This is a genomic window from Roseateles sp., assembly GCF_036404855.1.
Taxonomy (GTDB): Bacteria; Pseudomonadota; Gammaproteobacteria; order Burkholderiales; family Burkholderiaceae_C; genus Pelomonas.
In genome coordinates, this window is the sequence record NZ_DASWYS010000106.1 from 1 (window position 1) to 26,494 (window position 26,494).

A 26,494-nucleotide genomic window follows, 5' to 3' on the forward strand; every position below is an offset into this window, starting at 1 on the left:
ACGGTGGACGTGTCCAGCACACGGCCGGTGTCGGAGACTACGGCCACCTTCACGCCTGTGCGGATGCCCGGATCCAGCCCCATGACGACGCGCTTGCCGGCTGGTGCGGCCAGTAGCAGGTCACGCAGGTTCTCGGCGAAGACCTTGATGGCGGTGGCTTCGGCGGCCTCGCGCAGTCGGGCGAACAGGTCGCGCTCCAGGCTGAGGCTGAGCTTGACCTTCCAGGTCCAGGCGACGGTCTTGCGGATCAGCTCATCCGCCGGGCGGTTGGCGTGGCGCCAGCCCAGGTGGGAGGCGATGCGACCTTCGGCCAGGCCCGGCTTGCCGGCCACGGGCTCCTCGTCCAGCACCAGCTTGGCGTCCAGCAACTCCTGCGTGCGGCCGCGGAACACGGCCAGCGCCCGGTGCGAGGGCACCGTGCGGATGGGCTCCGCGTAGTCGAAATAGTCGCGGAACTTGGCGTTTTCCGGCGTGTCGGGGCTCTTGCCGTCCATGATCTTGGACTGGAACAGGCCCTCGGCCCACAGCCACTCGCGCAGCTTGCCCACCAGCACGGCGTCTTCCGCCCAGCGCTCAGACAGCAAGTCACGCACGCCGTCCAGCACGGCGAAGGCGTCGGCAAAGCCGGCTTCGGCGTTGATGAACCTGGCGGCCTCGTCCATCGGCACGAGGGTCGGGTCGGCGAACAGCTGGTCGGCCAGTGGCTCCAGGCCGGCTTCGCGGGCGATCATGCCCTTGGTGCGGCGCTTGGGCTTGTAGGGCAGGTAGAGGTCTTCCAGCTCCTGCTTGGTGGGCGCGGCGCGCACGGCGGCCTCCAGTTCGGGCGTCAGCTTGCCCTGCTCGGCAATGCTCTTGAGCACGGCCTCGCGGCGCTCGGCCAGCTCGCGCAAATAGCTCAGGCGGGCGTCCAGCTCGCGCAGCTGGATGTCGTCGAGGCCGTCGGTGGCCTCCTTGCGGTAACGGGCAATGAAGGGCACGGTGGCCCCGCCATCCAGCAGTTCGACGGCGGCTTGCACCTGGGCGGGCCGCACCTTCAACTCGGCGGCAATCTGGGAAACGATCAACTTGTCCAAAACTGGCCCTCGGGGCGGCTCTTCAGCCCGGCAAAAAACGCGTGATTTTGCCAGGGCCTCAGCGGCCGGCGGTGCCCCGGCGCCAGCGCTCCTGGATGGCCTTGGCCGAGCCGTTGGCGTTGATGATCTTCATGCCTTCGTCGAAGGCGGCCAGGGCCGCGCGTCCGTCGGGGTGCCGGCGCGAGAAGGTCGTGCAGATGCCGAAATGGCTCAGCGCCCCGACGACCTTGAACTGGCGCGCCAGCTCCGGGCGCCGCTGAAGCAACAGCCGGGTGTTGGCTTCCGGAGCCAGGGTGTAGCGGGCCCGCCCGCGCAGCAGCAGCTGGAAGTTGTTCTCGTCGTGGCTGGTGACGACGCGCAGGATGCGCGGGTTGGCGTCGAACTCGCTGCCGTACTCGTAGCCCCGCGTGACGGCCACCTGCTGGCCTTCCAGGTCGCGCACCTGCAGGGGCGGGCCGGTGTGCGGGTCGTCGGCGCGGGCGTAGATCAGGAAGCGTTCGCTGAACATCGGCCGGGCCGGCCAGAGGTAGTCATCCTCGATCAGCGCGGTGCGGGTCGTGTTGAAGCAGCCCGCCAGGGCGCCACTGCGGGTCTGGGCCATGCAGCGCGCATAGGGCAGCAGCTCGAGCCGCACCTCGACCCCCATGGCCTCGAAGGCGGCGGTGACGAGCTCCACCGTCATGCCCTGGGCGCGGCCGTCGCGCTCACCCGAGTAGGGAAACCAGTCGTTCTCGGCGCCGATGGTGACCTGGACCAGCCGACCCGCTGGTTGGGCGGGTACAGCGGCCGCCAGCAGGGTGACGGCGGGAGACAGCAGCAGGTCGCGCCGCCGCATGGCGCTCATGCGGCCTGCAGCCAGCGTGTCAGGCCCTGGGCCGCAGCCCGGCCGCTGGCAAAGCAGGCCGTCAGCAGATAGCCGCCGGTCGGTGCCTCCCAGTCCAGCATCTCGCCAGCGACGAAGACACCCGGCAGCGCAGTCAGCATCAGGTCGTCGGTCAGCGCCTCGAAGCGCACCCCGCCGGCGGTGCTGATCGCCTCGGCGACCGGGCGAGGCGCCTGCAGCGTCAGCGGCAGCGACTTCAGCGCGGCGGCGAGCTGGGCCGGGTCCAGCATCTGCTCGCGCGTCAGCAACTCATGGAGCAGCCCGAGCTTCAGCGCGCCCAGGTTCAGCCGGCTTTTCAGGTGCGATGACAGCGAGCGGCTGCCGCGCGGATGGCGCACCTCGGCGAGCACGCGTTCGTGCGCGAGCTGCGGCAGGAGGTCCAGTACCAGCTTGGCCTGCCCCTGGCGCGCAACCTGCTCGCGCAGCGCGCTGCTCGCGGCGTAGACGAGAGAGCCCTCGATGCCGGTCGCCGTGATGACGAACTCGCCGGGGCGGCCGGCGAAGCCATCGGTGGCCAGCGCCACGGGCTTGACCGGTTGGCCGGCGAACTCGGCGGCGAAGCGTTCGCTCCAGCCGGGCGACGCCGGATGGGCGGCGGTGGCGCCGACGTCGAAGCCGCAGTTGGACGGCTGCAGCGGCGCGACGTCCACGCCGCGGGCGGCCAGCCAGGGCGCCCAGGCGCCGTCGGAGCCCAGCTGCGGCCAGGAGGCGCCGCCCAGGGCCAGCAGCGTCGCACGGGGCGATGCCCGTCGCTCGCCGTCGGGCGTCTCAAAGCGCAGTGCACCGTCGTCGGTCCAGCCCGTCCAGCGGTGGCGCATCGCGAACTTCACGCCGGCCGCGCGCAGCCGGTGCAGCCAGGCGCGCAGCAGCGGCGCGGCCTTCAAGTCCTGGGGGAAGACGCGGCCCGAAGTGCCGACGAAGGTGTCGACGCCCAGTCCGGCGGCCCAGGCGCGCAGAGCGTCGGCATCGAAGCCGCGCAGCAGTGGCTCGATCCGGGCGGCGCGTGCGCCGAAGCGGGCGACGAAGGGCTCGAAGGCCTCGGAATGGGTGAGGTTCAGGCCGCCCTTGCCGGCGAGCAGGAACTTGCGGCCGACGCTGGGCTTGGCGTCGTAGACGGTCACGGCGTGTCCGGCAGCGACCAGCACCTCGGCGGCCATCAGGCCGGCGGGGCCGCCGCCGATGACGGCGATGGAAATCGGGGAACTCATACCCCGATTGTCCCCGCCGGATTACTCGGCGCGGAGCTTGGCCTTCAGCGCCTCGCCGATGTCCGGTCGCGCGGCGTACGGGTCGGTCGGATTGCGCTGCAGCATTGCATCCTCCATCCGCGTCTGCACGCCGGCCAGGGCTTTGGGATGACTGAAGATCCAGAACTTGTTGTGGTCCATGGCATCGAACACCATGGCCGCCACGTCCGCGGCGGTGAGCTTGCCCGAGGACACGGCCTTGTCGGTCTGGGCCTGCGAGACGAGCTGGCTGACGGTCGGCCGGTTGCCCGGCATGTCGCTGGGACGGTTGCGGTGGCTCTGGCTGATGCCGGTGGGCACGTAGAAGGGGCAGAGCACCGAGGCGTGAACCTGCTCGGTGACCAGGGCCAGGTCGTGGTGCAGCGTCTCGGTGAGGGCCACCACGGCGGCCTTGCTGACGTTGTAGACGCCCGACACGGGCGGCACCAGCAGGCCGGCCATGGACGCCGTGTTGACCACGTGACCCGAGTAGCCCGGGTCGGCCTTGGCGGCGGCCAGCATCATGGGCGTGAACAGGCGCACGCCATGCACGACGCCCATCACGTTGACGCCCATGACCCAGTCCCAGTCACTGAGGGCGTTCTCCCAGATCAGGCCGCCGGAGCCGACGCCGGCGTTGTTGAAGACGAAATGGGGCGCGCCGAAACGGTCCTCGACGGCCCGGGCCAGCGCTTCCATCTGGTCGGCCTTGGCGACGTCGACGATGCGAGACAGGACTTCGACGTCCCCGAACTCGGCAGCTGCCTTGTCCAGCGCATCGGCCTGCACGTCCACGAGGACGAGGTTCATGCCGCGTTGGGCGGCGATGCGGGCGGCCTCCAGGCCGAAGCCGGAGCCGGCGCCGGTGATGACGGCGGTCTTCTTGGGGGTCATGCTCGAGTCTCCTTGCGCATCTCCTGATGGGGGATGCCGTCTTCCATGTATTGCTCGCCAACGGGCGTGAAGCCGAAGCTGCCGTAGAACGGCTCCAGATGGGCCTGGGCGTGCAGCGTGATCGGATGGGCCGGCCACAGGCGTGCGCACTGCGCGAGCGCCTCGGCCATCAGCGCGCGACCCGCACCGCCGCGACGGGCGGACGGCGCCGTGACGACGCGGCCGATGACGGCATCGGCCGCCTTCAGGCCGGGCGGAATGAGCCGCGCATAGCCCAGGAGCCGACCGTCATCGCCGCAGCCCAGCAGATGCCATGTCTGTGGGTCGACGCCGTCGATGTCGAGGAACACGCAGTTCTGTTCGACGACGAAGACCTCGGAGCGCAGGGCCAGCAGGTCATAGAGCTGGCTCACGCCCAGCTCATCGAATGGCACGCAGCGCCAGTGCATCAGACCAGCTTGACCAGCTGCTTGCCGAAGTTCTTGCCCTTGAGCAGGCCCATGAAGGCCTCGGGTGCCGCGGCGATGCCGTCGGCAATGGACTCGCGGAACTTCAGCTTGCCCGTGGCGACGAGCCCGCCCAGCTCCTTCAGCGCCTCGGGCCACACCTCCATGTGCTCGGAGACGATGAAGCCTTCGACCTTCATGCGGTTGGTGAGGATGAGCTGCGGGTACTGCAGCGGGATGGGCTCGCCGTTGTAGCCGGAGATCATGCCGCACATGGCGATGCGGCTGAAGGCGTTGGCACGCAGCAACACGGCGTCCAGCGTCATGCCACCGACGTTCTCGAAATAGCCGTCGATGCCGTTCGGGCACTCGGCCTTCAGCGCGGCGGACAGAGACTTCAGGTCGGGGTGCTGCTTGTAGTCGACGCAGGCATCGAAGCCCAGCTCCTCGACGACGTAGCGGCACTTGTCCGCGCCGCCCGCCAGGCCGACCGCGCGGCAGCCGCGCGCCTTGGCGAGCTGGCCGACCACCGAGCCGACTGCGCCGCTGGCGGCGCTCACCACCACGGTCTCGCCGGCCTTCGGGTTGATGATCTTCACGAGGCCGTACCAGGCCGTCACGCCGGGCATGCCGACGGGACCCAGATAGGCCGACAGCGGGATGTGCGTCGTGTCGACCTTGCTCAGCACGCCGCGCTGGGTGGCGTCCACGGTCTGGAACTCCTGCCAGCCGCCCATGCCGACCACCTTGTCGCCGACGGCGAAATTGGCGTTCCTCGACTCGACCACCTCGCCGACGGTGCCGCCGATCATGACTTCGTCCAGCGGCTGCGATGCGGCGTAGCTCTTGCTGTCGTTCATGCGGCCTCGCATGTACGGGTCCAGGCTCAGGAAATGGTTGCGCACCCGCACCTGGCCATCGGCCAGCGGTTCGAGCGGCCTTTCCACGAGGCGGAAGTTGTCGGGGCTGACCTCGCCCTTGGGACGGGAGGCGAGCAGGATTTGGCGGTTGGTCTGGCTCATGATGGTGACTCGGTTGAAACTTGGTCGGGATTGAAGCACCCTGCGGAATTCTTGCGCGTCCCAGGTGCGACAGGGCGGTTCCGCAAGAGGCCGATCCGCCCCCTCTCCCAGAAAGGACTCCCATGAAGTTTGCTGACCAATCCCTGCGTACCAAGCTGCTCGGCGGCTTCGGCGTCGTGCTGCTGGTCGCGGTCTTCGTCGTACTGTTCTCCATCCTCCAGCTCAAGCGCGTCAACCAGGCGTCCACGGAAATCGCCAGCGGTCATCTGCCCGCGGTGCTGCTGACGAGCGAGATCAACACCAACACGGCGGACTTCCGCAACGCCCAGTTCGAGCATGTGGTGACCGAGGTGCCGGCCAAGATGGCGGACTTCGAGAAGGACATGGTCCGGGTGCTGGATCGGCTGGACGACAACCGCAAGCGCTACGCGGCCCTCATCAGCAGCGATGAGGAGCGCCACCTGTGGGAGCGCTTCGAGGCCGATTGGCGCAAGTACATGTCGGTGCACCCGGAGCTGCTGAGGCTGTCCCGTGCCCAGCAGATGGCCGAAGCCCAGACCCTCCTCGACGGCGAGGCCGGCAAGGGCTTCCATCGCTCCAGCGACGTGCTGGAGGAACTGATCAACTTGAACCGCTCCCGGGCCGACCAGGCCAGCCAGGCTGCGGACAGCCTCTACGACCGCGCCCGGCTCATGCTCGTCATGGCGCTGCTCATCATGCTCGGCGCGGGCGGCGGCATCGGTTGGCTGCTGAGCGGGCGCATCGCCGGGGACGTGGGTCGCGCCCAACGTGCGGTGGAGTCGATTGCCGACGGGAACCTGACCAACGACATCCGCTCGACGAGCCGCGACGAGGTCGGCCGCATGCTCACGGCGCTGGCCGGCATGCAGGCCCGACTGGCCGAAATCGTGTCCGGCGTGCGCAGCAACGCCGAGAGCGTGGCGACGGCCAGCGGCCAGATCGCGCAGGGCAACAACGATCTCAGCCAGCGCACCGAGGAGCAGGCCAGCGCGCTGCAGCAGACTGCGGCGACGATGGACGAACTGAGCTCCACCGTGCGCAACAACGCCGACAACGCCCGTCAAGCCAACCAGCTCGCGCTGGGAGCGTCCAACGTGGCGACCCAGGGCGGCGAGGTCGTCGGCCAGGTCGTCGAGACCATGCGGGGCATCAACGAGAGCTCGCGCAAGATTGCCGACATCATCGGCGTCATCGATGGCATCGCGTTCCAGACCAACATCCTGGCGTTGAACGCTGCCGTCGAGGCGGCCCGTGCCGGCGAGCAGGGCCGGGGATTCGCGGTCGTCGCGGGCGAGGTGCGCACCCTGGCGCAGCGCAGCGCCGAGGCCGCCAAGGAGATCAAGGCGCTGATCGTCACCAGCGTGGAACGTGTCGAGCTGGGCACCGACCAGGTGGACAAAGCCGGCGCAACGATGACGGAGATCGTCGGCGCGATCCGCCGCGTCAGCGACATCGTTGGCGAGATCAGTTCGGCCAGCAGCGAGCAGGCGACGGGCGTGGGCCAGGTCAGCGACGCCATCACGCAGATGGACAAGGTCACGCAGCAGAACGCTGCCCTCGTCGAGGAAGGTGCGGCGGCCGCGGTGAGCCTGCGTGATCAGGCGGCGGCGCTGGTCAATTCGGTCGCGGGCTTCAAGCTGGGATCGATGGCCAGCGTGACGGTGGCGCCGACGCCGCGTCCTGCAGCCGCTCCGTTGTCGAAGGCCGCGCGGACCAGGCGGCCGGTACCGGCTGCAGCACCCGGGCCAACGCCGTCTGCAGCTCCGGTGGTGGCGTCCAAGGTGGCATCCAAAGTGACATCCAAGGCGGCGCCCGCGGTGGCGCCTGCCAAGGCCGCGGCCCCGGCCACCCTCGACGCGGACGACTGGGAAACCTTCTGAGCGCCGCTGTGCCCCTGCCGTCAGGCGGGTGAGGCGTCCAGCGGGTAGTTCGTGCAGCCCAGCCGCTCGGAGATGTCGCGGCTGGCGGCCTGCAGCATCTTGACGACCTCGGGTGCTTTCGCCTCGTCGAAGCGGAAGGTCGGGAAGGACACGCTCAAGCCGGCGATGGGCTGGCCCAGGCGGTCGAAGATGGGCACGCCCAGGCAGCGGATGTGGTCGTCGAATTCCTCGCGGTCCTCGCCGAAACCCTGCTTCTTGACCTGCTGCAGCTCGGCCAGGAAAGCCGGGCGGGTGGTGATGGTCTTGTCACGAAAGCGCTTGAACTCGGCGCCATCCAGGATGCGGTCGCGGCGCTCGGGGTGCTCCCAGGCCATCAGCACCTTGCCGATGGCCGTGCAGTGCAGCGGCGCGCGGCGGCCGATGCGCGAGTACATGCCCAGCATGTGGTGCGAGTCGACCTTGTGGATGTAGATGATCTCGCTGTCGATGAGGCTGCCCAGGTGGACGGTCTCGCCGGTGGCATCGGCCAGCATCTGCATGGGGTGCTTGGCCAGGTCGACGAGGTCGGGGGAGGGCAGGGCCTTGGCGCCGATCTCGAACATGCGCATGGCCAGGCCATAGCGCTCGCTGTCCGCCTCCTGGCGCACATAGCCCAGGCTTTTCATCGTCTGCAGAAAGCGGTAGACGGTCGCCTTGGGCATGGCCAGGCGTACGGAGAGGTCCGTGATACCGATGTCGCTGCGCTCCCCTAGCGCATTCAGGATGGCGAACACCTTGAGTACCGCGGCGACCGATTCCGGCTGTTTCGAATCACCAGTGTCTTCATCCATCGTTCTGATTCTTTCGGACGCTTGTTCCAGGATGTGAGAGCCTGATTCTGACTCACGGCCGCCGCGGCCCGGCGCCGGCGCGGATTTGCTCAACAAGACGATTGGGTTCCGCGGGTCGCAGCGGGACCGTGTCATAGAAGGCATCGGGCGCCCAGCCGACGTCGGCCGACAGGGTGTCTCCCGGGTGGGTGGCGTGCCAGGCGGCCAGCAGGTCCACCGGCTGGCCGTTCAGGCGGCTGCCTCGGTCGACGAAGGTGTTGCCCTTGAGGCGTCGGATCAACTGGTCGGCGCGGATGCCGGCGGGCAGCTCCCAGGCGTTGGACTCGGCGACGAGGCGCGACTGGATGCCGACGCCCAGCGAGTAGCCGAAGTCCTCGGCGCGGTCGGCGCTGAACAGGTTGCTGACGACGTGCACGCGGCCGAAGCGCACCCGCGGCGTGCGCTCCTTGCAGCCGTGGAAGTGGTTGTGGTGCAGCGTCACGCGCAACTTGCCGTCGTCGCCGGTCTTGCTGTCGCTGCTGCCGATCAGCATGGTCTTGTCGTGGGCCTGGAAGCGACACCAGGAGACGGTGACGAGGTCGCTCTGGTTGGTGATGTCCAGCAGGCCGTCGTGGTGCTGCACGCGCTGGCCGAGGCGGATGGGCTCGAGCCGGTCGGGGTGGTCGCCGTCGTCGAAGTGGCAGTGATCCACCCAGACGCGCTCGGCCGTGCGCAGCGACAAGTTGTCGTACTCCGAGTTCCATTCGCCGTGGCCGTTGTCGCGCGGCTGCCATTCGGGGAAATGGTCGTAGGCATCGGAGAAGCGCAGGTCGCGGATGACGATGTTCTGCACCTTCTCGAGCAGCACCATGCCGTGCTGGAAGCCGGCGCCCGGCGCGGCGCCCAGCAGGGTGGTGTTGGAAGGCAGGCGCACGGTGCAGGCCTGCGCCTGGCGCCGGGCGGAGCGCTTGCGCGCGTCTTCCAGCGGCCCTTGGGGATCTTCGCGGCCCCAGGTGGCGGGATCGAAGGCGCGGTCGAAGGCGTCGACGTTGAATCCCGGGTCACGGAAGGCGTCCGCTCCGCCGGGGCAGAGGTCGATGAAGGCGTGCAGGCGCACGATCTTGGGCATGTCGCCCAGGCTCAGGGCCCGGTCCAGGCCGGCACGATCGTGCACGTCAAAGACATGCTCCGGCCTGGCGTCGCCGCCGCCAGTCGTTTTGCCCACGCCGGCCCAGCCCAGCGGCAGGCCGGTCGGGGCGGTCGCCGGGGTGGGTAGGGTGGCTGGGGTGGTGGCGCAACCGCCGAGCGCAGACAGGCCTGCGAGGGCCAGGACGTGGCGACGAGGGAGGGTCATGGGCGGTTGTTGTATTCGCTCAGGCGGTTGGTGGCGGCGTCGAAGGGGCGGCGCGACGTGCTGGTCGACCAGGGGCCGACGTGGGCGCCGATTTCGCTGTCGCGCACGACGGCGATGCCGTTGGGGCTGCTGCCGGCCTGCCAGGTTCCCGCCTTGACGCCCGCGTCCCAGGCGCGGCCGATGGCCGTGGCGCCGGGCGCGATGCCGGGCTCGCCGACGAGGCGGCTGTGCGTGACGAGGAAGCCCTGGGACACGTCCGGCGCCGTACTGGGCGCGAGGATGATGCCGCCGTGGCCGGGGGTGCGGCGGTGGGCGCGGGTCAGGAGGGTGGAATGCTCGATGACGAGCACGGCGTTGCCGAAGATGAAGTCCACGTCGCCGGCGATGAGGCTGTGGCGGATCAGCTGGCGGGCCGGCGCATCGGGCGCGCGGCGCTTGGCGTAGAGGGTGTCCTGGTGGCCCAGCAGGCGCACGCCCTCGAGCTGGATGCGGTCGCCCATCAGCGTCAGCGCCACGGCCTGGGCGCCGCCGCTTTCACCCACGCCCGGCGGGTAGACCTCGCCGCGGCGCACGCCATCCATGGCGTCGTTGGCGATGGTCAGCGAGATCAGCTGCACGTCGTCGCTGGCCACCAGCATGCTGGTGCTGCCGCTGGTGCCGATGGTGGCCTTGCCCAGTTCGGGCCAGCAGGGATGGGCGGCCTCGTCCTCGCCCTTGGGCTTGCCGGAGAAGCGGTTGTCCACCAGCACGACCGCAGCCGCGTCCAGCGCCGAGCCGATGAGGGCGAGGGGCGCCTTGTCCTTGATGCAAACGGGACCGCGGTAGGTGCCGGGCTGGATCTGGATGACCCAGCGCCTGGTGCCGTTGGCGGGCACTTGGTCGATGGCCGCCTGCACGGACTCGCCGGGCTTGACGACGAAGTCCGGTGCCGCGGGGGCAAGGTCGGCCAGCGCAGCGGGCTGCCAGTCTCCGAGGTAGGCGGCCGTCGTGTGGGCGGCGGCCTGACCGGCGGTCAGCTGCGGGCGGGATTGCGCCTGGCTCACGCCGGTGACCAGGAGCAGGGCCAGCGCGAGCAGGGGCTTCACAGGTCGGCCAGGTAGAGGGCCGGCTCGACGCCCTGGGCGCGTTCGGCGTCGCAGCTGAACAGCACCTGCTTCTCGTCGGGCGTGAAGCTGGGATGGGGGTGGGTGACCTGGCGGCTGTCCTTGTAGACGTCCCAGCCGCTGTCGTGTCGGGCGATGGGGCGCGTCGTGCCGGCCTTCAGGTCGAACAGGTGCAGGTAGGGGTCGCCCACCAGCATCTCGTTGTCGCCGCTGCTGGCCTTGCCGCAGCCGTCGCCGACGATCAGCGTGCCGTCGTGGTTGCTCATCAGGTGCGAGCACTGCGGCATGGCGGTCAGTACCTTGTTCTCCAGCGTGACGGGGTCCAGGCTGCAGATCCACCGCTCGGGGGACTTGTCGTTGTAGCTGACGTAGATCATGGCGCTGCCGTCCGGCACCCAGAACTCGTGCGTGCAGCTCTCGCCGTCCGTGTGCGCCTTGCCGCAGCGACGCTGGGTGCCGTCCTCGTTGACGAACCACATGCGCGCGTCGATGAGGTCGTGCGGGCCTTCGTGGCAGTAGGCGACGGTGTTGTCGTCGAACGGGCGGTACTGCGGGTGGCCCAGCCAGCCGCGCTGCTCGAGGATGACGCTGCGCTGGCCGGTGGCCAGGTCCACGCTGAAGAGCCGGCACAGCGGCTTCTTGTGGAACATCTCGTTGAACTTCTGCCAGGTGTTCAGCGGGAACCAGTCGGCGGCGGCGATCTCGATGCCGACCATCTTGGTGCAGGCACTGTTGGCCACCCAGGTGCCGTACCCCACCCAGCCCTCCGGCACGACGTAGGCGACTTCTTCCTTCAGTGTGGCCAGCTCCAGACGGATGAGGTTGCGGTCGCCACGCACGAAGTAGACGAAGCGGTCATCGGGGCTCATGAACGCGCCGAAGGTGTTCTCGCGCGCGCCGTCGGTCAGCTGGATGGCCGTCTGCGAGGGCAGGTCCAGCAGGTGCAGGTTCCAGTTGGGGCTGGGCTGGGGGCCGAACTCGCCACCGAACATCAGCTTGGAACCGTCGTTCGTGAAGCACTTCTGATAGAAGTAATTGCGGTGGCAGGTGACATCGGGCGGCGTCAGGCGCGTGACGCGGGCGCCGGTGTCGGGGTCCTCACGGGTGAGGAACTGGAACTTGCGTTCAGTGGACTTCATGATGGTCGGGCGGGCTGAGGTGGGTGTTCCGGGACGTTGTCGGTGCCGCGATGAGATGGTGCCGGGACGGGGCCGGGTGCCACGGGGCCGTGTTCCCCGGGAGCCCTCGCTCGTCGCGACTTGCCGCAGTCATTGAATCCTCTGCAGCAGGGCGTTGCCCTCGTCGACGAGCCGGCGGGCGGCCTCGGCGTCGGTGGTCTTGTTGTAGGCGATGGTCTCGAAAACCTCGCGCATGAACTTCTGGAAGCGCGCGTGCTCGAACAGCGGCGCAGGACGGATGAGGCGGCCCGCATTGCGCTGGGCCTGGATCTGGTCGTGCGCGGCCAGCTCCAGCGGCGGCAGGCCACCGGCCTGCTGCAGCACGGCCAGCGCGCCCTTGGCGCTGGGCAGGCCACGGGTGCGGCCGAGCAGGCGTGCGGCCTCGGGGTCGGTCAACAGGAAGTTCATGAGCTTGGCTGCCAGCTCGGTCTGCTTGCAGTTGCGGCCGATGGTGTACATGACGGTCGGCCGGCCGAAGAGGCCGCTCTCCTTGCTGCCCTCCAGCGTGGGGAACGCGCCCAGGGCCAGCTTCTCGCCCGGCGCCAGCGTGGAGCCGCGCAGCGCGATGACCGAGTCCCAGGTGTAGTTGCCAGCCCAGCGGCCCGACACCCAGTCCGGCTGCTGTTCGGTGGGCTTCTCGGCGCCCCCCAGGCTGGCCCGCAACGGCAGCGGCGTGGCGACATGGCTGTCGACGATGCGCTTGTAGGTCTTGACCCATTCCAGCGCCGCGGCCGGGCTCATCGCGACGCGCGGCTTGGCCGGGTCGACGAAGGGCATGCCGTGCTTTTGCTGGATGTAGCTCTGCGACAGCAGGATCATGTCGTACAGCTCGCCGTCCAGCGGATAGGCCGAGTCGCCCAGCTTGGCGCGGAAGACGGGGCCGGTGGCGAAGAGGTCGTCCCAGGTCTGCGGCAACGCCAGCCCCGCGCGGCCGAAGGCCGTCTGGTTCCACAGGAAGATGCGGGCGCTGAATGAGGTGGGCAGCGCATTGAGCTTGCCGGCGACGCGGCCGTAGGCGAGGTCGTCTTCGGTGAACTGGTCCAGCGCAAGCGCTCTGGCGACGCCGTTGAGGTCGGTGAAGCCGTTGCCGCGCTTGCTGAACATCGCCAGCCAGGCCCAGTTGATCTGCATCACGTCAGGCTCGGAGCGGCCGGCGATCTGGGTCGTGAGCCGTTCCAGGTAGCCGTTGAACCCCATGTACTCGGCCTTCACGCGCACGCCGTAACGCTGCTCGAAGACCTTGAGCGCCGCCAGCGTGGCCTGGTGCCGGCTGGCACCGCCCCACCAGGCGAAGCGCAGCACGGGGCGCTCCTGCGCATGGACGAAGGGCGCGGCCAGCGCGGCGCCGCTGGCGAGGACGAGGCGGCGATGGATGCTCATGCCAGGAGACTCGCGCCTTGATCGTCGGCGACGAAGAGATGGGCGTGGCTCATCTGGAAATGCAGCGTCAGGGCCGAGCCCCGGGGCAGGGCGGCCAGGGCCGCGCCGTCCTCTGCGGGCAGACGGGCGCTGAAGGCCACGGCGCCGACGTCGACATAGGTGAAGACCTCGGCCCCCATGTGCTCGCAGAATTTCAGCGTGGCCTGCACGGCGACGCTGCCGGGCTTGGGCGACAGGCCGATGTGCTCGGGGCGAAGGCCGAACTGCACGGCCCCGTTGGCCGTGGGCTTGAAGCGCTGGGCTGGCAGCGCCAGACGCACGCCGCCCACCTCGACACTGCCGTCGGCCAGCGTCGCGTTGACGATGTTCATCTCGGGCGAGCCGATGAAGCTGGCGACGAAGGCATTGGCCGGGCGGTCGTACAGCGCCGTCGGCGTGTCGACCTGCTGGATGACCCCGGCCTTGAGCACGCAGATGCGCTCGCCCATGGTCATGGCTTCGGTCTGGTCGTGCGTGACGTAGATGGTGGTGGCCGGCTGGCCGGCATCGCGCAGCGAGCGATGCAGCTCGGTCAGGCGCACGCGCATGGCGGCGCGCAGCTTGGCGTCCAGGTTGGACAGGGGCTCGTCGAACAGGAAGACCTCGGGCTTCTTGACGATGGCACGGCCGACCGCCACGCGCTGGGCCTGGCCGCCGGACAGCTGCTTGGGATAGCGGGTGAGCAGGTGCTCCATCTCCAGCAACTGGGCGGCGTGGCGCACGCGCTGGTCCAGCTCGGCCTTGCTCGTCTTGGCCAGCTTCAGGCCGAAGGCGAGGTTGTCGTAGACCGTCATGTGCGGATAGAGCGCGTAGTTCTGGAACACCATCGCGATGCCCCGGCCCTTGGGCGGCAGGTCGTTGACGACGCGGCCGCCGATGTGCAGCTCCCCCCCGCTGATGGACTCCAGCCCGGCGACCATGCGCAGCAGGGTGGACTTGGCGCAGCCCGACGGGCCGACGAAGACCATGAACTCGCCGTCACGCACGTCGAGATCGACGCCGTGCACGGCCTTGAAACCATTGGGGTAGGTCTTCTCGACCTTGCGCAAGGAAACAGCGGCCACGGCCTTACCCCTTCACGCCACTGGAGGTGGCGCCTTCGATGAAATGCTTCTGGGCGGCGAAGAACACCGCAACGGACGGGATCAGCGCGACGACCGAGATCGCGATGACGTTGGCCCACTCGACTTCCTCGGTGGCGCCGATGCTCATCTTGAGCGCCAAGCTGACCGGGTACTTCTCGACCGAGGCGAGGTAGATCAGCGGGCCCATGAAGTCGTTCATCGTCCAGATGAACTGGAAGACGATGACGCTGATGATGGCGGGCTTGAGCAGCGGCACGATGATGTGCCAGAGCAACTGGAGCGCGTTGCAGCCGTCGATCAGCGCCGCCTCTTCCATGTCGCGCGGGATGCCGCGCAGGAACTGCACCAGCATGAAGACGAAGAAGGTGTCGGTGGCGAAGGCCGAGGGCACGATCAGCGGCAGGTAGCTGTCCAGCCACCCGAGCTCGCGGAACACCAGGTACTGCGGCAGGCGCAGCACGATCAGCGGCAGCATCATCGTGCCGACCATGATGCTGAACAGGATCTTCTTGCCCCAGAACTCGAAGCGGGCGAAGGCATAGGCCACCAGCACGCAGGAGATCACGGTCACGATGATGCGCGGGATGGTGATGAGGAAGCTGTTCAGGAAGTATGTGGCGAAGGTGTACTCGGTGCTGGTCTTCCAGCCCTTGGCGTAGGCGTCCAGGGAGAACCTGCTCGGCCAGAAGCCGGCCGACGTGAAGATCTCGCTGTTGCTCTTGAAGGAAGCACCCACCAGCCACAGCAGCGGGTAGAGCATGACGATGGCCGTCGCACCCAGCATCAGGTAGCGCAGCCAGGGTGTCTTGCCGTCGTCGCCGACGGCGCGTTCGTTCATCTCTGCGGCGGCGCTCACTTGCGGCTCTCCTTCTCACCGGCGTAGAACACCCAGTACTTGCTGCTCCAGAACGAGATCGCGGCGAGGCCGGCCACCAGGGCGAACAGCACCCAGCTCAGCGCGGCGCCATAGCCGAGGTTGAAGAAGCGGAAGCTCTGGTCGTAGATGTAGAGCGCCAGCACATAGGTGGAATGCAGCGGACCGCCCTCGGTGATGAGGTAGGGGCCGTTGAACTCCTGGAAGGCATGCACCATCTGCATGATCAGGTTGAAGAAGATGACCGGCGTGATGAGGGGCACGGTGATCTTCCAGAACTGCTGGCCCGTGCTGGCGCCGTCGATCTCGGCCGCCTCGTAGAGCGACTTGGGCACGTTCTGCAGAGCCGCCAGGAATATCACGCAGGCCGAGCCGAACTGCCAGGTGAAAAGGAGCACGATGGTCCACATCGAGTAGTGCTCGTCGGCCAGCCAGGGGATGGGCTCCAGGCCCAGCTTGGCCAGGATGATGTTGACCAGGCCGTACTTGGCGAACACGAAGCGCCACAGCACCGCCACGGCGATGGAGCCGCCCAGGATGGACGGGATGTAGAAGGCGGCGCGGAAGGCGTTGATGCCCCTCAGGCGGAAGTTCAGCACCTGGGCGACGACGAGGGCGAAGCCCACCCGCAGCGGCACGGCCAGCAGTGCGAAGGTCAGAGTGACGCCCAGGGATTTGCGAAACAGCGGGTCGCCGCTCAGCATCTCCTCGTAGTTGCGCAGACCGACCCACTCGGGTGGGTCGATCAGGTCGTACTGCGTGAAGCTGAGCGCGAAGCTCATCACGAAGGGAAAGGCCTTGAACAGCAGCACGCCCAGCACGAATGGCAGGACGAACATGAAGCCAAGTTTCTTGTTCTCGTACATCTCACCGTGTCTCCGTCGGTGACTTTTCTGAATCCGCCATGTTGGCAGGCGGATCATCCAGCGGGAGCCGCGGAACCGGCCTTGCCGGGCCGCTGGCTCCGCCCCCTCGAAGGGGCGCGCATCAGCGCGTAGGAGGCTTATCTCGCCAGCCAGCCTCCGTCCACCGCGACTGTGTAGCCGTTGACGTAGTCCGACGCCGGCGACGCCAGGAACACGACCGGGCCGGCCAGGTCCTCGGGCTTGCCCCAGCGGGCGGCCGGGATGCGCTCGAGGATGGCGCTGTTGCGCTGCTCGTCGGCGCGCAGCGCGGCGGTGTTGTTGGTGGCCATGTAGCCCGGGGCAATGGCGTTCACGTTGATGCCGTGCGATGCCCACTCGTTGGCCATCAGCCGCGTGATGCCCATGACGCCGCTCTTGCTGGCGGTGTAGGAGGGCACGCGGATGCCACCCTGGAAGCTCAGCATCGATGCGATGTTGACGATCTTGCCGCCCGTGCCCTGTGCCATGAAGACCTTGGCGACGGCCTGCGACAGGAAGAACACCGACTTCAGGTTCAAGTCCATCACGTCGTCCCAGTCGGCCTCGGAGAACTTGATGGCGTCCTCGCGGCGGATGATGCCGGCGTTGTTGACGAGGATGTGCACCGCGCCATTGAAGGCCTTGGCCTGGGCGACGAGGTCTGGGATGCAGCTGACATCGCCCAGGTTGGCGCGCAGGTCCAGGAAGCGACGCCCCAGCGCCTCGACGCCGGCCTTGGTTTCATCTGGCTCGGAAACGTTGACGCCGACGACGTCGGCACCTGCCTGGGCGAGCGCCAGGGCCATGCCCTGGCCCAGGCCCGTGTTGCAGCCGGTCACGATGGCCGTCTTGCCGGCCAGATTGAAGTTCTGAAGAACCATGTCTTTATCCAAGGTGATGGGGGGCACCGGTTGCGCGAGCCTCGGCGTGGCCGCAGGGGAGGGGAATTGGTTGAAACGCAGTTCCACTTTTTCCGACAGCGTGACTCTAGTCACGCCGCAAGTGTTGCGGAATCATGGTTTCTAATTAGTGAACCGATGTTCCGAATTTTGCATCTTCCCCCTATCATCGTCCACAAGGCAGGCCAAGCAAGCACAACCGTGAGCAGTTGCTTCCCCAGTGCTGACATGTCCTGCCGCTCGACCCGTTTTCCCCTCGTCGCGACGGCTACCTGTAGCCGTCAGTGACAAGCGCCGGCGTTCGCACTGCAGCGTCGCCGGATCAGAAATCGAAGGGTGCCCTGCGTGCGCCCAGGCTGAATTGCCCTCGCACAACCCGAGAGCCGCCAGCGCATCGCGCCCAGGTGGCCTTGCATCAGGAGACACCCCATGCCCTCGTTCCGTCCGTCCCGTCGCCGCCTGGCCCTGAGCCCGGTGGCTCTGGCCGCCACCCTCGTCACGCTGTCTGCCGCGCCGGCCTCTGCCCAGAACGCGTCGGCCGATGCGGCCAAGAACCAGCTGGAAACCGTCACCGTGACCGGCATCCGCGCGTCGCTGGAGAGTGCGCTGAATGCCAAGCGCCAGGACAAGGGCATCGTCGACGTCATCAAGTCCGAGGACATCGCCAAGTTCCCCGACACCAATCTGGCCGAGTCGCTGCAGCGTGTGCCGGGCGTCGTCATCGACCGCGATGCCGGCGAAGGCCGCAACATCACCGTGCGCGGCCTGGGCGCCGACTTCACCCGCGTGCGCATCAACGGCATCGAGGCGCTGGCCACCACTGGCGGCACCGACAGCTCCGGCGGCGCCAACCGCAGCCGCGGCTTCGACTTCAACGTGTTCGCGTCCGAGCTGTTCAACAGCCTGACGGTGCGCAAGAGCAACCAGGCCGATATCGACGAAGGCTCCCTGGGCGCCACGGTCGACCTGCAGGCCGCACGGCCCTTCGACCTGAAGAAGTTCGTCGCCACTGCGTCGCTGAAGGGGCGCTACAACGACCTGATCGGCAAGACCGACCCGCGCGCCGCCTTCCTCGTCTCCAACACCTTTGCCAACAACACCTTTGGTGTGCTGGTGTCGGGCGCGCTGTCCAAGCGCCGCCTGTTCGAAGAAGGCTTCTCCACCGTCCGCTGGGACAACGGCGCCTCCTCCGGCGGCTGGTGCGCTCCCGGCACCGGCAACTGCGGCACGGGCGGCGTCGCGTCGATCCCGAGCTCGCTGCCGCCTGCCAAGCTGCCTTCGACAGCGAACAACCTCGCCACCTACACCACCGCCAGCAGCGCCGACAACTTCCACCCGCGCCTGCCGCGCTATGGCCGCCTGACGCACGACCAGGACCGCGTGGGTCTGACCGGCTCCGTGCAGTGGCGCCCCGCCGACACCACGCTGGTCAGCCTGGACATGCTGTACTCCAAGCTGAAGGCAACGCGTCAGGAGGACTTCCTCGAAGCCATCTCCTTCAGCCGCACGGCCGCGCAGGGTGGCAAGCCGCAGACGAGCGTTGTCGAGGCCCAGTATGACCCCAACGGCGCACTGCTCTACGGCAAGTACAACGGCGTCGACATCCGCGCCGAGTCGCGCTACGACGAACTGTCCACCACTTTCACGCAGCCCACGCTGACCGTGGAGCACGAGTTCAGCGACACCTTCCGAGCCCAGGTCAAGCTCGGCCGCGCCAACTCCAAATTCCGCAACCCGGTGCAGACGACGACGACGCTGGACGCACTGAACGTCAACGGCTACGCACTCGACTTCCGTGGCAACGACCGCCTGCCGGTCATCAGCTATCCCTTCGACGTGACGTCGACCAGCGGCCCGCTGCAGATCGTCGGCGTGCCTGTTGCGACCAGCGGCACCCAGGCCACTACCGTCGCCAACGCGACGACGAGCGAGATCCGCATCCGTCCGCAGGGCGCCAACAACCGCAATGACGTTGCCCAGATCGACCTGACCTGGGAGCCGACGGACAACTTCCTGCTCAAGGGCGGTCTCCAGAGCAAGAAGTACAAGTTCGACACCTACGAGTTCCGTCGGATCAATCAGAACGACACCATCTTCGCGCCGTCCTCCACGGCTGGCCTGACAACGACGCTGGCCGGCTTCGGCAAGGGCCTGTCCCTGCCGGCCGGCGTGCCCACCGCCTGGGTCATCCCCGATCTGAAGGCCATCGTCGCGGCCTACGACATCTACTGCAACTGCCTGAAGAGCGGCCCCGTCGGCGGCCCCGGCGACTTCACCCTGTCGTCCACCACCAACGGCAACGCCCGTGGCAACAACCGCGCCGTGCAGGAAACCGACCGGGGCGGCTACCTGATGGCCGAGTTCAGCCAGCGTCCCTTCGGCATCAAGGTGGATGGCAACGTCGGCGTGCGCTACGTGACGACCGAGCAGATCGCCACCGGCTACCAGTCCATTGGTGGTGGCACCGAGGTGACCACCGTCAACAAGTACAGCGACACGCTGCCGGCGCTGAACCTGGCCGCTACCGTCGCGCCCGACGTCATCCTGCGGTTCGCGGCCGCCAAGGCCATGGCCCGTCCGCAGCTCGGCAACCTGAACCCGGGCGGCTCCATCGCGACGACGGGCACGCTGAGCATCACGGCCGGCAACCCCTACCTGAAGCCCTTCCGTGCCAAGACCTTCGACTTCAGCGCCGAGTGGTACCACGACCGCAACGGGTTCATCGGCGTTGGCCTGTTCCAGAAGAACATCGACACCTACATCCAGAGCCTGCGCACCAACATCGCGTTCAAGGACTCCGGCCTGCCGCTGTCGCTGCTGCCGTCCAACTTCACGGGCGACGAGATCTTCCAGTACACGACGCCGATCAACACGCCTGGAGGCAAGCTCAAGGGCTTCGAGATCAACTTCCAGCAGCCCTTCAACTTCCTGCCTGGCTGGGGCAAGAACTTCGGTGTGCTGCTGAACTACACGAAGGTCCAGTCCAAGATCACCTACCTGGTCTCGCCCACCAGCAACAGCGTCATCGTCGACGACCTGATCAACATGTCGCCCACGTCCGCCAACGGCACGCTGTACTACGACGACGGCACCTTCAGCGCCCGCGTGTCACTGTCCAAGCGTTCGTCCTTCCTGACGCGCGTGCCCGGCCAGAACAACAACGACGTCGAAGGCAAGAACGGCACCAAGAACGTGGACCTGTCGCTCAGCTACAAGGTCACGCCCAACCTGGACCTGACGCTGGAAGGTGTGAACCTGACGAACGAGGCCAATGACCAGTTCATCAGCCGCGCCCGCAACAGCTCGGTGGTTTACCACGTCACTGGCCGCGAGTACCTGATCGGTGCCCGCTACAAGTTCTAAGCCACCCATGGCCTAGAGAAGAGAAGGGCGCCGACCTGTCGTCGGTGTCCCTTTTTTGTGGGCGGGACCCTGCTGGTCCCCGGACTTGAGCAAGAAGCGTCGGCCCCCCACCCCGGGGTGAGCCAGGCCTCAGTACGGAGACAAGCATGACCCCCAAGACCCTTGCGGTCGCGGCCGCCGCATGGCTGGCCTTGACCGGCGCCCAGGCCGCCGACCGCCTTCCGGCGGGCACCCTCATCACCGGCCAGGTCAGCGGCGCCAGCTCGACGCTGCTCGGCCTGGACCATCTGTTTGCCGATGAACCCGGCACCAACGCCACCGTGCTGGCCCCGGCGGACCTGGAGTTCATCACCGGTGACGCCAATGTCGCGATCGATTTCTTCGCCGATGGTCGCGTGGAGGTCTGGAACAACAGCGGCTTCGCCAGCCTGGCCGGCAGCTACACGCTGACCTTCAGTTTCACCGGCCTTGCCGCGCCCCTCGCGGGCTTCACGGCGCTGGACCTCTCGGGCGTCAACGGCGGCGCCGTCGGCCTGCAGCTCACGAGCCCCAACAGCATCAGCCTGACGCTGAACAACGTCAGCTTCACGACCGAGTTCGGCAGCTTCACGACGCAGCTGGCCGTCAGCGCCGTGCCCGAACCCGCCAGCCTGGCGCTGCTCGGCGCCGGCCTCGGTGTGCTGGCGCTGCGCCGTTCCAGGAGGACCGCATGAACCTCTTCAGGCAACTTGGCGCCTTCGGCGCGCTGTTCGCACTCGGCCTGCCCGCCCAGGCGCTGGACGCCGCGCTGCAGACCGCACCCAGCGACGGCTGGGGGGCGGGCACCGTCGGCGGAAGCGCCGCCACACCCGACCACATCTACACCGTCCGCAATCGCGCCGAGCTGCTGAACGCGCTGACAAATGCCGGCAACGCGCCCAAGATCATCAAGGTGGCCGGCACCATCGACATGACGGAGGGCACGCCGTTCGCCAGCACGGCCGACCAGAAGGTGCGCGCCCGCGTCAAGCTGACGAGCAACACCACGCTGATCGGCGAAGGCCCCGGCGCCGGCTTCGTCAACGCCTGGATCGACATCGCCAGCGTCAGCCAGGTCATCGTGCGCAACCTGCACCTCGTCGCCCCCTGCGACGTCGGCCCCGTGTGGGACCCGACCGATGGCGCGCTGGGCAACTGGAACTCGCAGTACGACGCCATCGGCATCGTCACGGCCACACAGGTCTGGATCGATCGCAACACCATCACCGACGCGCCCGTCACCGACGACACGCTGCCCGTTGAGAACGGCAAGACCAAGCAGTGCCACGACGGTGCCATCGACATCACCAAGGGGGCGGACCTCGTCACCCTCTCCTACAACGTCGTCACGAAGCATGACAAGTCCATGCTCATCGGCGGCTCCGACAGCCTGACGAGCGATGCGGGCAAGCTGCGCATCACGATTGCCAACAACGTCTTCGACGGCACGACGCAGCGTGTGCCGCGCGTGAGGTTCGGACAGGTCCACGTCTTCAACAACTACTTCTCCGGCAGCAAGACGGCCAACCCCTACCCGCATTCGTACAGCATCGGTGTGGGCAAGCAGGCCAACATCCTGTCGCACAACAACGTCTTCGCCATCGACGGTGCAGCGGGGTGCGACAGCGTCGTGACCTACCCGAGCAGTGACCGCAGCGGTGCTTTCCAGGACAGCGGCTCCACGCTGAACGGCGCCCCCCTGGGGGCCTGCAGCGCGCAGCCGGGCACAGTCTTCACGCCGGGCTATGTCTACAAGCCCCGGCCGGTGGCGCTGGTCAAGGCCAATGTGCTGGCGCAGGCCGGTGCCGGCAAGCTGACGACGCAGATCAGCGGTACCGGCAACGTCTACGACGTGGCCGGTACCCGCTCGCCCGCGGCCAACGAGACCGGCGTGCCGACGGACACGCGCATCTCGCTGTCCTTCGATGCACCCCCCGCCATCGGCACGACGGGCAAGGTCAGCATCTACCGTGCCAGCGACGACGCGCTGGTCGACAGCGTCGACGTCAGCATCGCACCCTCCGCCGGCGACACGCAGACGCTGCTGGCCCGCACCAACCTCGAGATCGACGCGTTGGGGCTGGGTGCCATGCCCGACGGCGCCACGTTCGCGCGCTACGTCTGGTACCGCCCGGTCAGCGTCAGCGGCGCTAGGGCCACGGTCAAGCTGCACAGCAACAGGCTGGACTTCGGCACGACCTATTACGTGACCATGGACGCCTCGGTGCTGCTGGGCACCATCAAGGGCGCAAGCTTCGCCGGCGTCGGCAAGGCCGACAACTGGAAGTTCACGACCCGAGCGGCGCCTGCCAGCTTCACGACGGTGAACGTCGACGACAACGGCACGACGGCCGATTTCCGCACGCTGCAGGGCGCGCTGAACTGGGTCATGAAGAACTGCTCGACCAACAGCCCGACGGCCAACGGCTGCAACACCGTCGCCACGCCCAAGACCATCCATCTGGCCAACGGCACCTACCCCGAACTCAACATCCTGCGCAAGGTGTCCAACTTGACCATCGTCGGCGAGAGCCGCGACGGCGTGGTGGTGGGCGACGTCAATTTCGAGTCGCTGAACTCGGGCAGCGGCGCCAGCGCGGCGGCTGCCGGAACGGCGCTCAGCACCTCGGGCAAGACCGTGGGCCACCGAGTGCTCGGCGGCGGCCGGGCGTCTTTCCTCGTTGAGACGTCCGATCTGCTGACGCTGCAGAACTTCACGCTGCACAACCCCCATGGGCGCAGCAGCAGCTGGGACAACCAGGCTGAAGCCCTCTACTTCAACACCAGCACGACGGCCGCGGCCGCGCGTTTCGTGGCCCGGCAGATGTCCTTCCTGAGCCAGCAGGACACGTTGCAGCTCAAGGGCTACAACTGGATCTACCAGTCCCTCGTCGCCGGCAACGTCGACTTCATCTGGGGCAGCGTGATGGCCAGCCTGTTCGAGGAGAGCGAGATTCGCTCGGTCGTCGACACCGGCAGCAGTTCGGCGGGCTTCATCCTGCAGTCGCGCGCAACGGCAGGTGACAAGGGGTTTGTGTTCCTGAACAGCGAGCTGACGGCGGAGCCAGGCGTCACGCAGGCCTACCTGGCCCGCAGCGGCGGCACCACGTCGACGACCTATGTCGATCACATCGCCTTTGTGAACACGAGGATGGGCGCCCACATCCTGCCCGTGGGTTGGTGCGTAGGCAACGGGACCAGCAAGACGGGCGCCGGCACCGGCAACTGCGGCAGCAACCCACCGTCCTGGGCCGGCACGGCCGATGGAGGCGCGACCGACGGCGCCGGCTGGCGCGAGTTCGGCAGCATGGACTTGAGCGGCGCGCCGCTGGACGTGAGCGGTCGCCTCGGCCTGGCCTCGGTCAAGGTCGCCAACGTGCCGACCACCGTGCAGCTGGCCAAGCCGCTGGCCTCCGCCGACGGCCTGACCACGCGTGCCGAGATCTTTCACAACTCGACCATCGCCACCGGTGCGCCCGGCGGGTGGGTCCCGGCGCCCTGAAGGCTCGGGCCTCACTTTCAACATAGAAGAACCACGGAGACACGATGAACTTCAGACGCCTGCCGACCCCCGCCCGACTGACGCTGTGCGCCAGCGCCGCGTTGAGCCTGTGCGCCGGGGCCTATGCCCAGACCGCCGATGCACCCGCGACCCTGGAGCGCATTCAGGTCACCGGCTCGTCCATCAAGCGCTTGGCGGGCGAGACCGCGCTGCCGGTGTCCACGGTCAAGTCCGAAGAGCTGGACGCCCGGGGCCACACCGAGCTCAAGGACCTGGTGCTGGAGCTGCCGCAGTCCCAGTCGTTGGGTACCAACTCCGGCGCTGCCGGCCCGGTGCTGAACCTGCGCGGCCTGGGCCCCATGCGCACGCTCACGCTGCTCAATGGTCGCCGCATGGCCAACGAGCCCCTGCAGGACCAGTACGTCAGCGTCAACGTCATCCCGCGCATGGCGCTGGACCGCGCCGAGACGCTGCGTGACGGCGCCTCGTCCATCTACGGCTCCGATGCCATCGGCGGCGTGCAGAACTTCCTCACGTACAGCCAGTACAAGGGCGCCAAGATCAAGGTCGACCAGAACTCGCCGGAGCGCGGCGGGCACGGCGCGACCTATGCCGTAGGCCTGATCGGCGGCATGGGCGACCTGGTGGCCGATGGCTGGAACGTGTATGCGGCGTTCGATCACCAGACCAAGTCGGCCCTGTTCCAGGGCGACCGGCCGGAGCTGTACGACGGCTCAGCACTGAACCAGCTGGGCCTGCTCGTCACGCCCAGCAACAAGAACCAGAGCCCGATCGCGAACTACGGCTTCAGCGCATCCGCAAACAGCAACTACAACTCCAGCTTCGCGAGCGGCTGCGAGGCGCCGTACTCGCTGCCCACGCTGGGGGCGGGCAGCGTGGCGAGCCCGGTGTCGTACAGCAATGCCGGCTGCTACCGCGACCCGAACTACTACACCGCGATCACCGATGGCAGCCGAATCAACACCCTGTTCGGCAAGGCCAGCCTGAACCTCGGGAAGGGCCACAGCCTGAGCCTGGAGATGCTGCACTCGGCCTTCACTGTCGAGAAGTACCGTGGCCTCCAACTGCCCAGCAGCAACGAGCCGGCCACCACCTACACCATCCCGTCCACCAGCAAGTACTACCCCGGCAAGGGCATCACGCCGCTGGTCAACGTGGTGGGCAGCAACACCGGCGCCAACTCGCCGTCGATGTACATCGACGCCACCAAGACGCCGGGCACCGTCACGCCGCTGAACATGAACAATCGGCTGGTGTACTTCCAGTGGGGGCCGGCCGAGCTGGGCTCCGCCTACCGCAACGACGAGCAGGTCAACGACCGCCTGGTGCTGAGTGCCGAAGGCACGATCTGGAACACCGACTACCGCGTGGGCCTGAACTACGGCCATTCGCAGCGCGACACCCGCACGGGGGGCGGCTACATCCTCTACAGCAAGGCGCAGGAGGGGTTCACCAAGGGCATCCTCAACCCCTTCGGCCTTCAGGACGCCGCCGGCCTGGAGTACCTGAAGAGCATCGAGGTCCGCGACTACACCTACCGCTACAACGAGGCCTTCAACAAGGCCGTCGACGCCACGCTGACGCGCGAGCTGATGGACCTCGGCGGTGGACCGCTGACGCTGGCGGTGTCAGGCGAGCTGCGCCGCGACGAGGCCAAGGTGCGCGCCGCGCCGCTGGACTATGTCGGCAGGCTGGCCGACGGCAGCTACAACATCAGCAGTGCGGGCGTCGTGCTCAAGGATGACATCGTCGGAGAGAACCCGACTGGCGTCGCCGCAACGCTGCATCGCAACATCCGCTCCGCCGTCGTCGAGCTGGATGCCCCGTTCACGAAGGCGTGGAGCGTCAATGGCGCCGTGCGCTCGGACAGCTACAGCGACCTGAAGAGGACGACGGTCAACCCCAAGGTGTCGGTGCGCTTCCAGCCGTCAGCGGAGGTGATGCTGCGAGCGTCGGCCAACACCGGTTTCCGCGCGCCCTCCATCATGGACATCCAGAACCCGACGCCCGAAGTGCGCCAGGTGGCGATGGATGACCCGGTGCTCTGCCCCAGCGCAACGCCCACTACAGCCAACACCGGCGTGCCGGTGGCATCCTGGTCCGCGCCGGACAAGGTCGGCCTGGTCTGCAACGTGGTCACCGACTACTGGACCAAGTCGCCCGACAACAGCCACCTCAAGCCCGAGAAGTCCAAGGGCTGGAGCATCGGCGGCGCCTTCGAGCCGTTCCGCGGCCTCTTGGTGACGGCGGACTACTGGAGCATCAGGCTCAATGACGTGCTGGGCGCGCTGACGCTGGCCGAAGTTCAGCAGTCGCCGACCAAGTACGCCGCCAACATCCTGCGCAAGGCTGACGGCACCATCGACCATATCCTCACCAGCCAGGCCAACCGCGGCGACATGAACATGCGTGGCCTCGACGTCGCCGCCACCTACCAGCTGCGCACCGGCAGCTGGGGCACCTTCAACTTCAAGCTGGACGGCACCTACTACGACAAGTACGCGTTCTCCGTGGAGAAGGGCGGCGAGATGCTCGACGAC

The 26,494-nt window shown here is 67.7% G+C and carries 20 protein-coding genes; 5 read left to right on the forward strand and 15 right to left on the reverse strand.

The window, feature by feature from the left end; genetic code table 11:
* The 6 genes from VGF12_RS06775 to VGF12_RS06800 all read right to left on the reverse strand — a co-directional run.
* The coding region (locus VGF12_RS06775; protein WP_331175278.1) for a Tex-like N-terminal domain-containing protein at positions 1-1,073 on the reverse strand (1,073 nt) is incomplete at its 3' end.
* Between the two features lie 58 nt (positions 1,074-1,131).
* On the reverse strand, positions 1,132-1,917 hold the full coding sequence (locus VGF12_RS06780) for a substrate-binding periplasmic protein (RefSeq protein ID WP_331175279.1): 786 nt from the start codon (positions 1,915-1,917) through the stop codon (positions 1,132-1,134).
* On the reverse strand, positions 1,914-3,164 hold the full coding sequence (locus VGF12_RS06785; RefSeq protein WP_331175280.1) for a TIGR03862 family flavoprotein: 1,251 nt from the start codon (positions 3,162-3,164) through the stop codon (positions 1,914-1,916). The genes VGF12_RS06780 and VGF12_RS06785 overlap by 4 nt, the downstream gene beginning before the upstream one ends.
* Positions 3,165-3,185: 21 nt before the next feature.
* Positions 3,186-4,076 carry an SDR family oxidoreductase gene (locus VGF12_RS06790; protein WP_331175281.1) on the reverse strand — a complete coding sequence of 297 codons (891 nt, stop codon included), beginning with the start codon at positions 4,074-4,076 and terminating at the stop codon, positions 3,186-3,188.
* Positions 4,073-4,525, reverse strand: a complete 453-nt coding sequence (locus VGF12_RS06795; protein ID WP_331175282.1) for a GNAT family N-acetyltransferase — start codon at positions 4,523-4,525, stop codon at positions 4,073-4,075. Before VGF12_RS06795 ends, VGF12_RS06790 begins: the two co-directional genes overlap by 4 nt.
* Positions 4,525-5,544, reverse strand: coding sequence for an NADP-dependent oxidoreductase (locus VGF12_RS06800; RefSeq protein ID WP_331175283.1), 1,020 nt, complete (start codon positions 5,542-5,544; stop codon positions 4,525-4,527). Before VGF12_RS06800 ends, VGF12_RS06795 begins: the two co-directional genes overlap by 1 nt.
* A 122-nt stretch (positions 5,545-5,666) precedes the next feature.
* Here VGF12_RS06800 and VGF12_RS06805 point away from each other — a divergent pair, with 122 nt between their 5' ends.
* Positions 5,667-7,445: a methyl-accepting chemotaxis protein gene (locus VGF12_RS06805; protein ID WP_331175284.1), complete on the forward strand. Its 1,779-nt coding sequence runs from the start codon at positions 5,667-5,669 to the stop codon at positions 7,443-7,445.
* Between the two features lie 20 nt (positions 7,446-7,465).
* Here the strand turns inward: VGF12_RS06805 and kdgR are convergent, their stop codons facing one another.
* From kdgR to kduD, 9 genes are all read right to left on the reverse strand, one after another.
* Positions 7,466-8,275, reverse strand: coding sequence for a DNA-binding transcriptional regulator KdgR (gene kdgR, locus VGF12_RS06810; protein ID WP_331175285.1), 810 nt, complete (start codon positions 8,273-8,275; stop codon positions 7,466-7,468).
* Between the two features lie 52 nt (positions 8,276-8,327).
* The gene (locus VGF12_RS06815; protein ID WP_331175286.1) at positions 8,328-9,608 is read right to left on the reverse strand and encodes a polysaccharide lyase family 1 protein; all 1,281 of its coding nucleotides are present in this window, start codon (positions 9,606-9,608) and stop codon (positions 8,328-8,330) included.
* The gene (locus VGF12_RS06820) at positions 9,605-10,693 is read right to left on the reverse strand and encodes a pectinesterase family protein (protein WP_331175287.1); all 1,089 of its coding nucleotides are present in this window, start codon (positions 10,691-10,693) and stop codon (positions 9,605-9,607) included. Before VGF12_RS06820 ends, VGF12_RS06815 begins: the two co-directional genes overlap by 4 nt.
* The gene (locus VGF12_RS06825) at positions 10,690-11,850 is read right to left on the reverse strand and encodes an oligogalacturonate lyase family protein (protein ID WP_331175288.1); all 1,161 of its coding nucleotides are present in this window, start codon (positions 11,848-11,850) and stop codon (positions 10,690-10,692) included. Before VGF12_RS06825 ends, VGF12_RS06820 begins: the two co-directional genes overlap by 4 nt.
* Positions 11,851-11,979: 129 nt before the next feature.
* Positions 11,980-13,269: an ABC transporter substrate-binding protein gene (locus VGF12_RS06830; protein WP_331175289.1), complete on the reverse strand. Its 1,290-nt coding sequence runs from the start codon at positions 13,267-13,269 to the stop codon at positions 11,980-11,982.
* Complete coding sequence (locus tag VGF12_RS06835) at positions 13,266-14,372, reverse strand: sn-glycerol-3-phosphate ABC transporter ATP-binding protein UgpC (RefSeq protein WP_331175290.1); 1,107 nt, start codon at positions 14,370-14,372, stop codon at positions 13,266-13,268. Before VGF12_RS06835 ends, VGF12_RS06830 begins: the two co-directional genes overlap by 4 nt.
* Before the next feature lie 4 nt (positions 14,373-14,376).
* On the reverse strand, positions 14,377-15,249 hold the full coding sequence (locus VGF12_RS06840) for a carbohydrate ABC transporter permease (RefSeq protein WP_331175291.1): 873 nt from the start codon (positions 15,247-15,249) through the stop codon (positions 14,377-14,379).
* A complete protein-coding gene (locus VGF12_RS06845; protein ID WP_331175292.1) occupies positions 15,246-16,106 on the reverse strand; it encodes a sugar ABC transporter permease in 861 nt (286 codons plus the stop codon). Before VGF12_RS06845 ends, VGF12_RS06840 begins: the two co-directional genes overlap by 4 nt.
* Before the next feature lie 164 nt (positions 16,107-16,270).
* Positions 16,271-17,032, reverse strand: a complete 762-nt coding sequence (gene kduD / locus VGF12_RS06850) for a 2-dehydro-3-deoxy-D-gluconate 5-dehydrogenase KduD (RefSeq protein ID WP_331175293.1) — start codon at positions 17,030-17,032, stop codon at positions 16,271-16,273.
* 447 nt (positions 17,033-17,479) lie between these two features.
* Here kduD and VGF12_RS06855 point away from each other — a divergent pair, with 447 nt between their 5' ends.
* From VGF12_RS06855 to VGF12_RS06870, 4 genes are all read left to right on the forward strand, one after another.
* Positions 17,480-20,413: a TonB-dependent receptor gene (locus VGF12_RS06855; RefSeq protein ID WP_331175294.1), complete on the forward strand. Its 2,934-nt coding sequence runs from the start codon at positions 17,480-17,482 to the stop codon at positions 20,411-20,413.
* 146 nt (positions 20,414-20,559) lie between these two features.
* Positions 20,560-21,126, forward strand: coding sequence for a PEP-CTERM sorting domain-containing protein (locus VGF12_RS06860; protein WP_331175295.1), 567 nt, complete (start codon positions 20,560-20,562; stop codon positions 21,124-21,126).
* Entirely contained in the window at positions 21,123-23,933 is a 2,811-nt protein-coding gene (locus VGF12_RS06865; RefSeq protein WP_331175296.1) for a hypothetical protein, read from the forward strand. Before VGF12_RS06860 ends, VGF12_RS06865 begins: the two co-directional genes overlap by 4 nt.
* A gap of 44 nt (positions 23,934-23,977) precedes the next feature.
* Positions 23,978-26,494: TonB-dependent receptor plug domain-containing protein (locus tag VGF12_RS06870; RefSeq protein WP_331175297.1), on the forward strand; the 2,517-nt coding region annotated here is incomplete at its 3' end.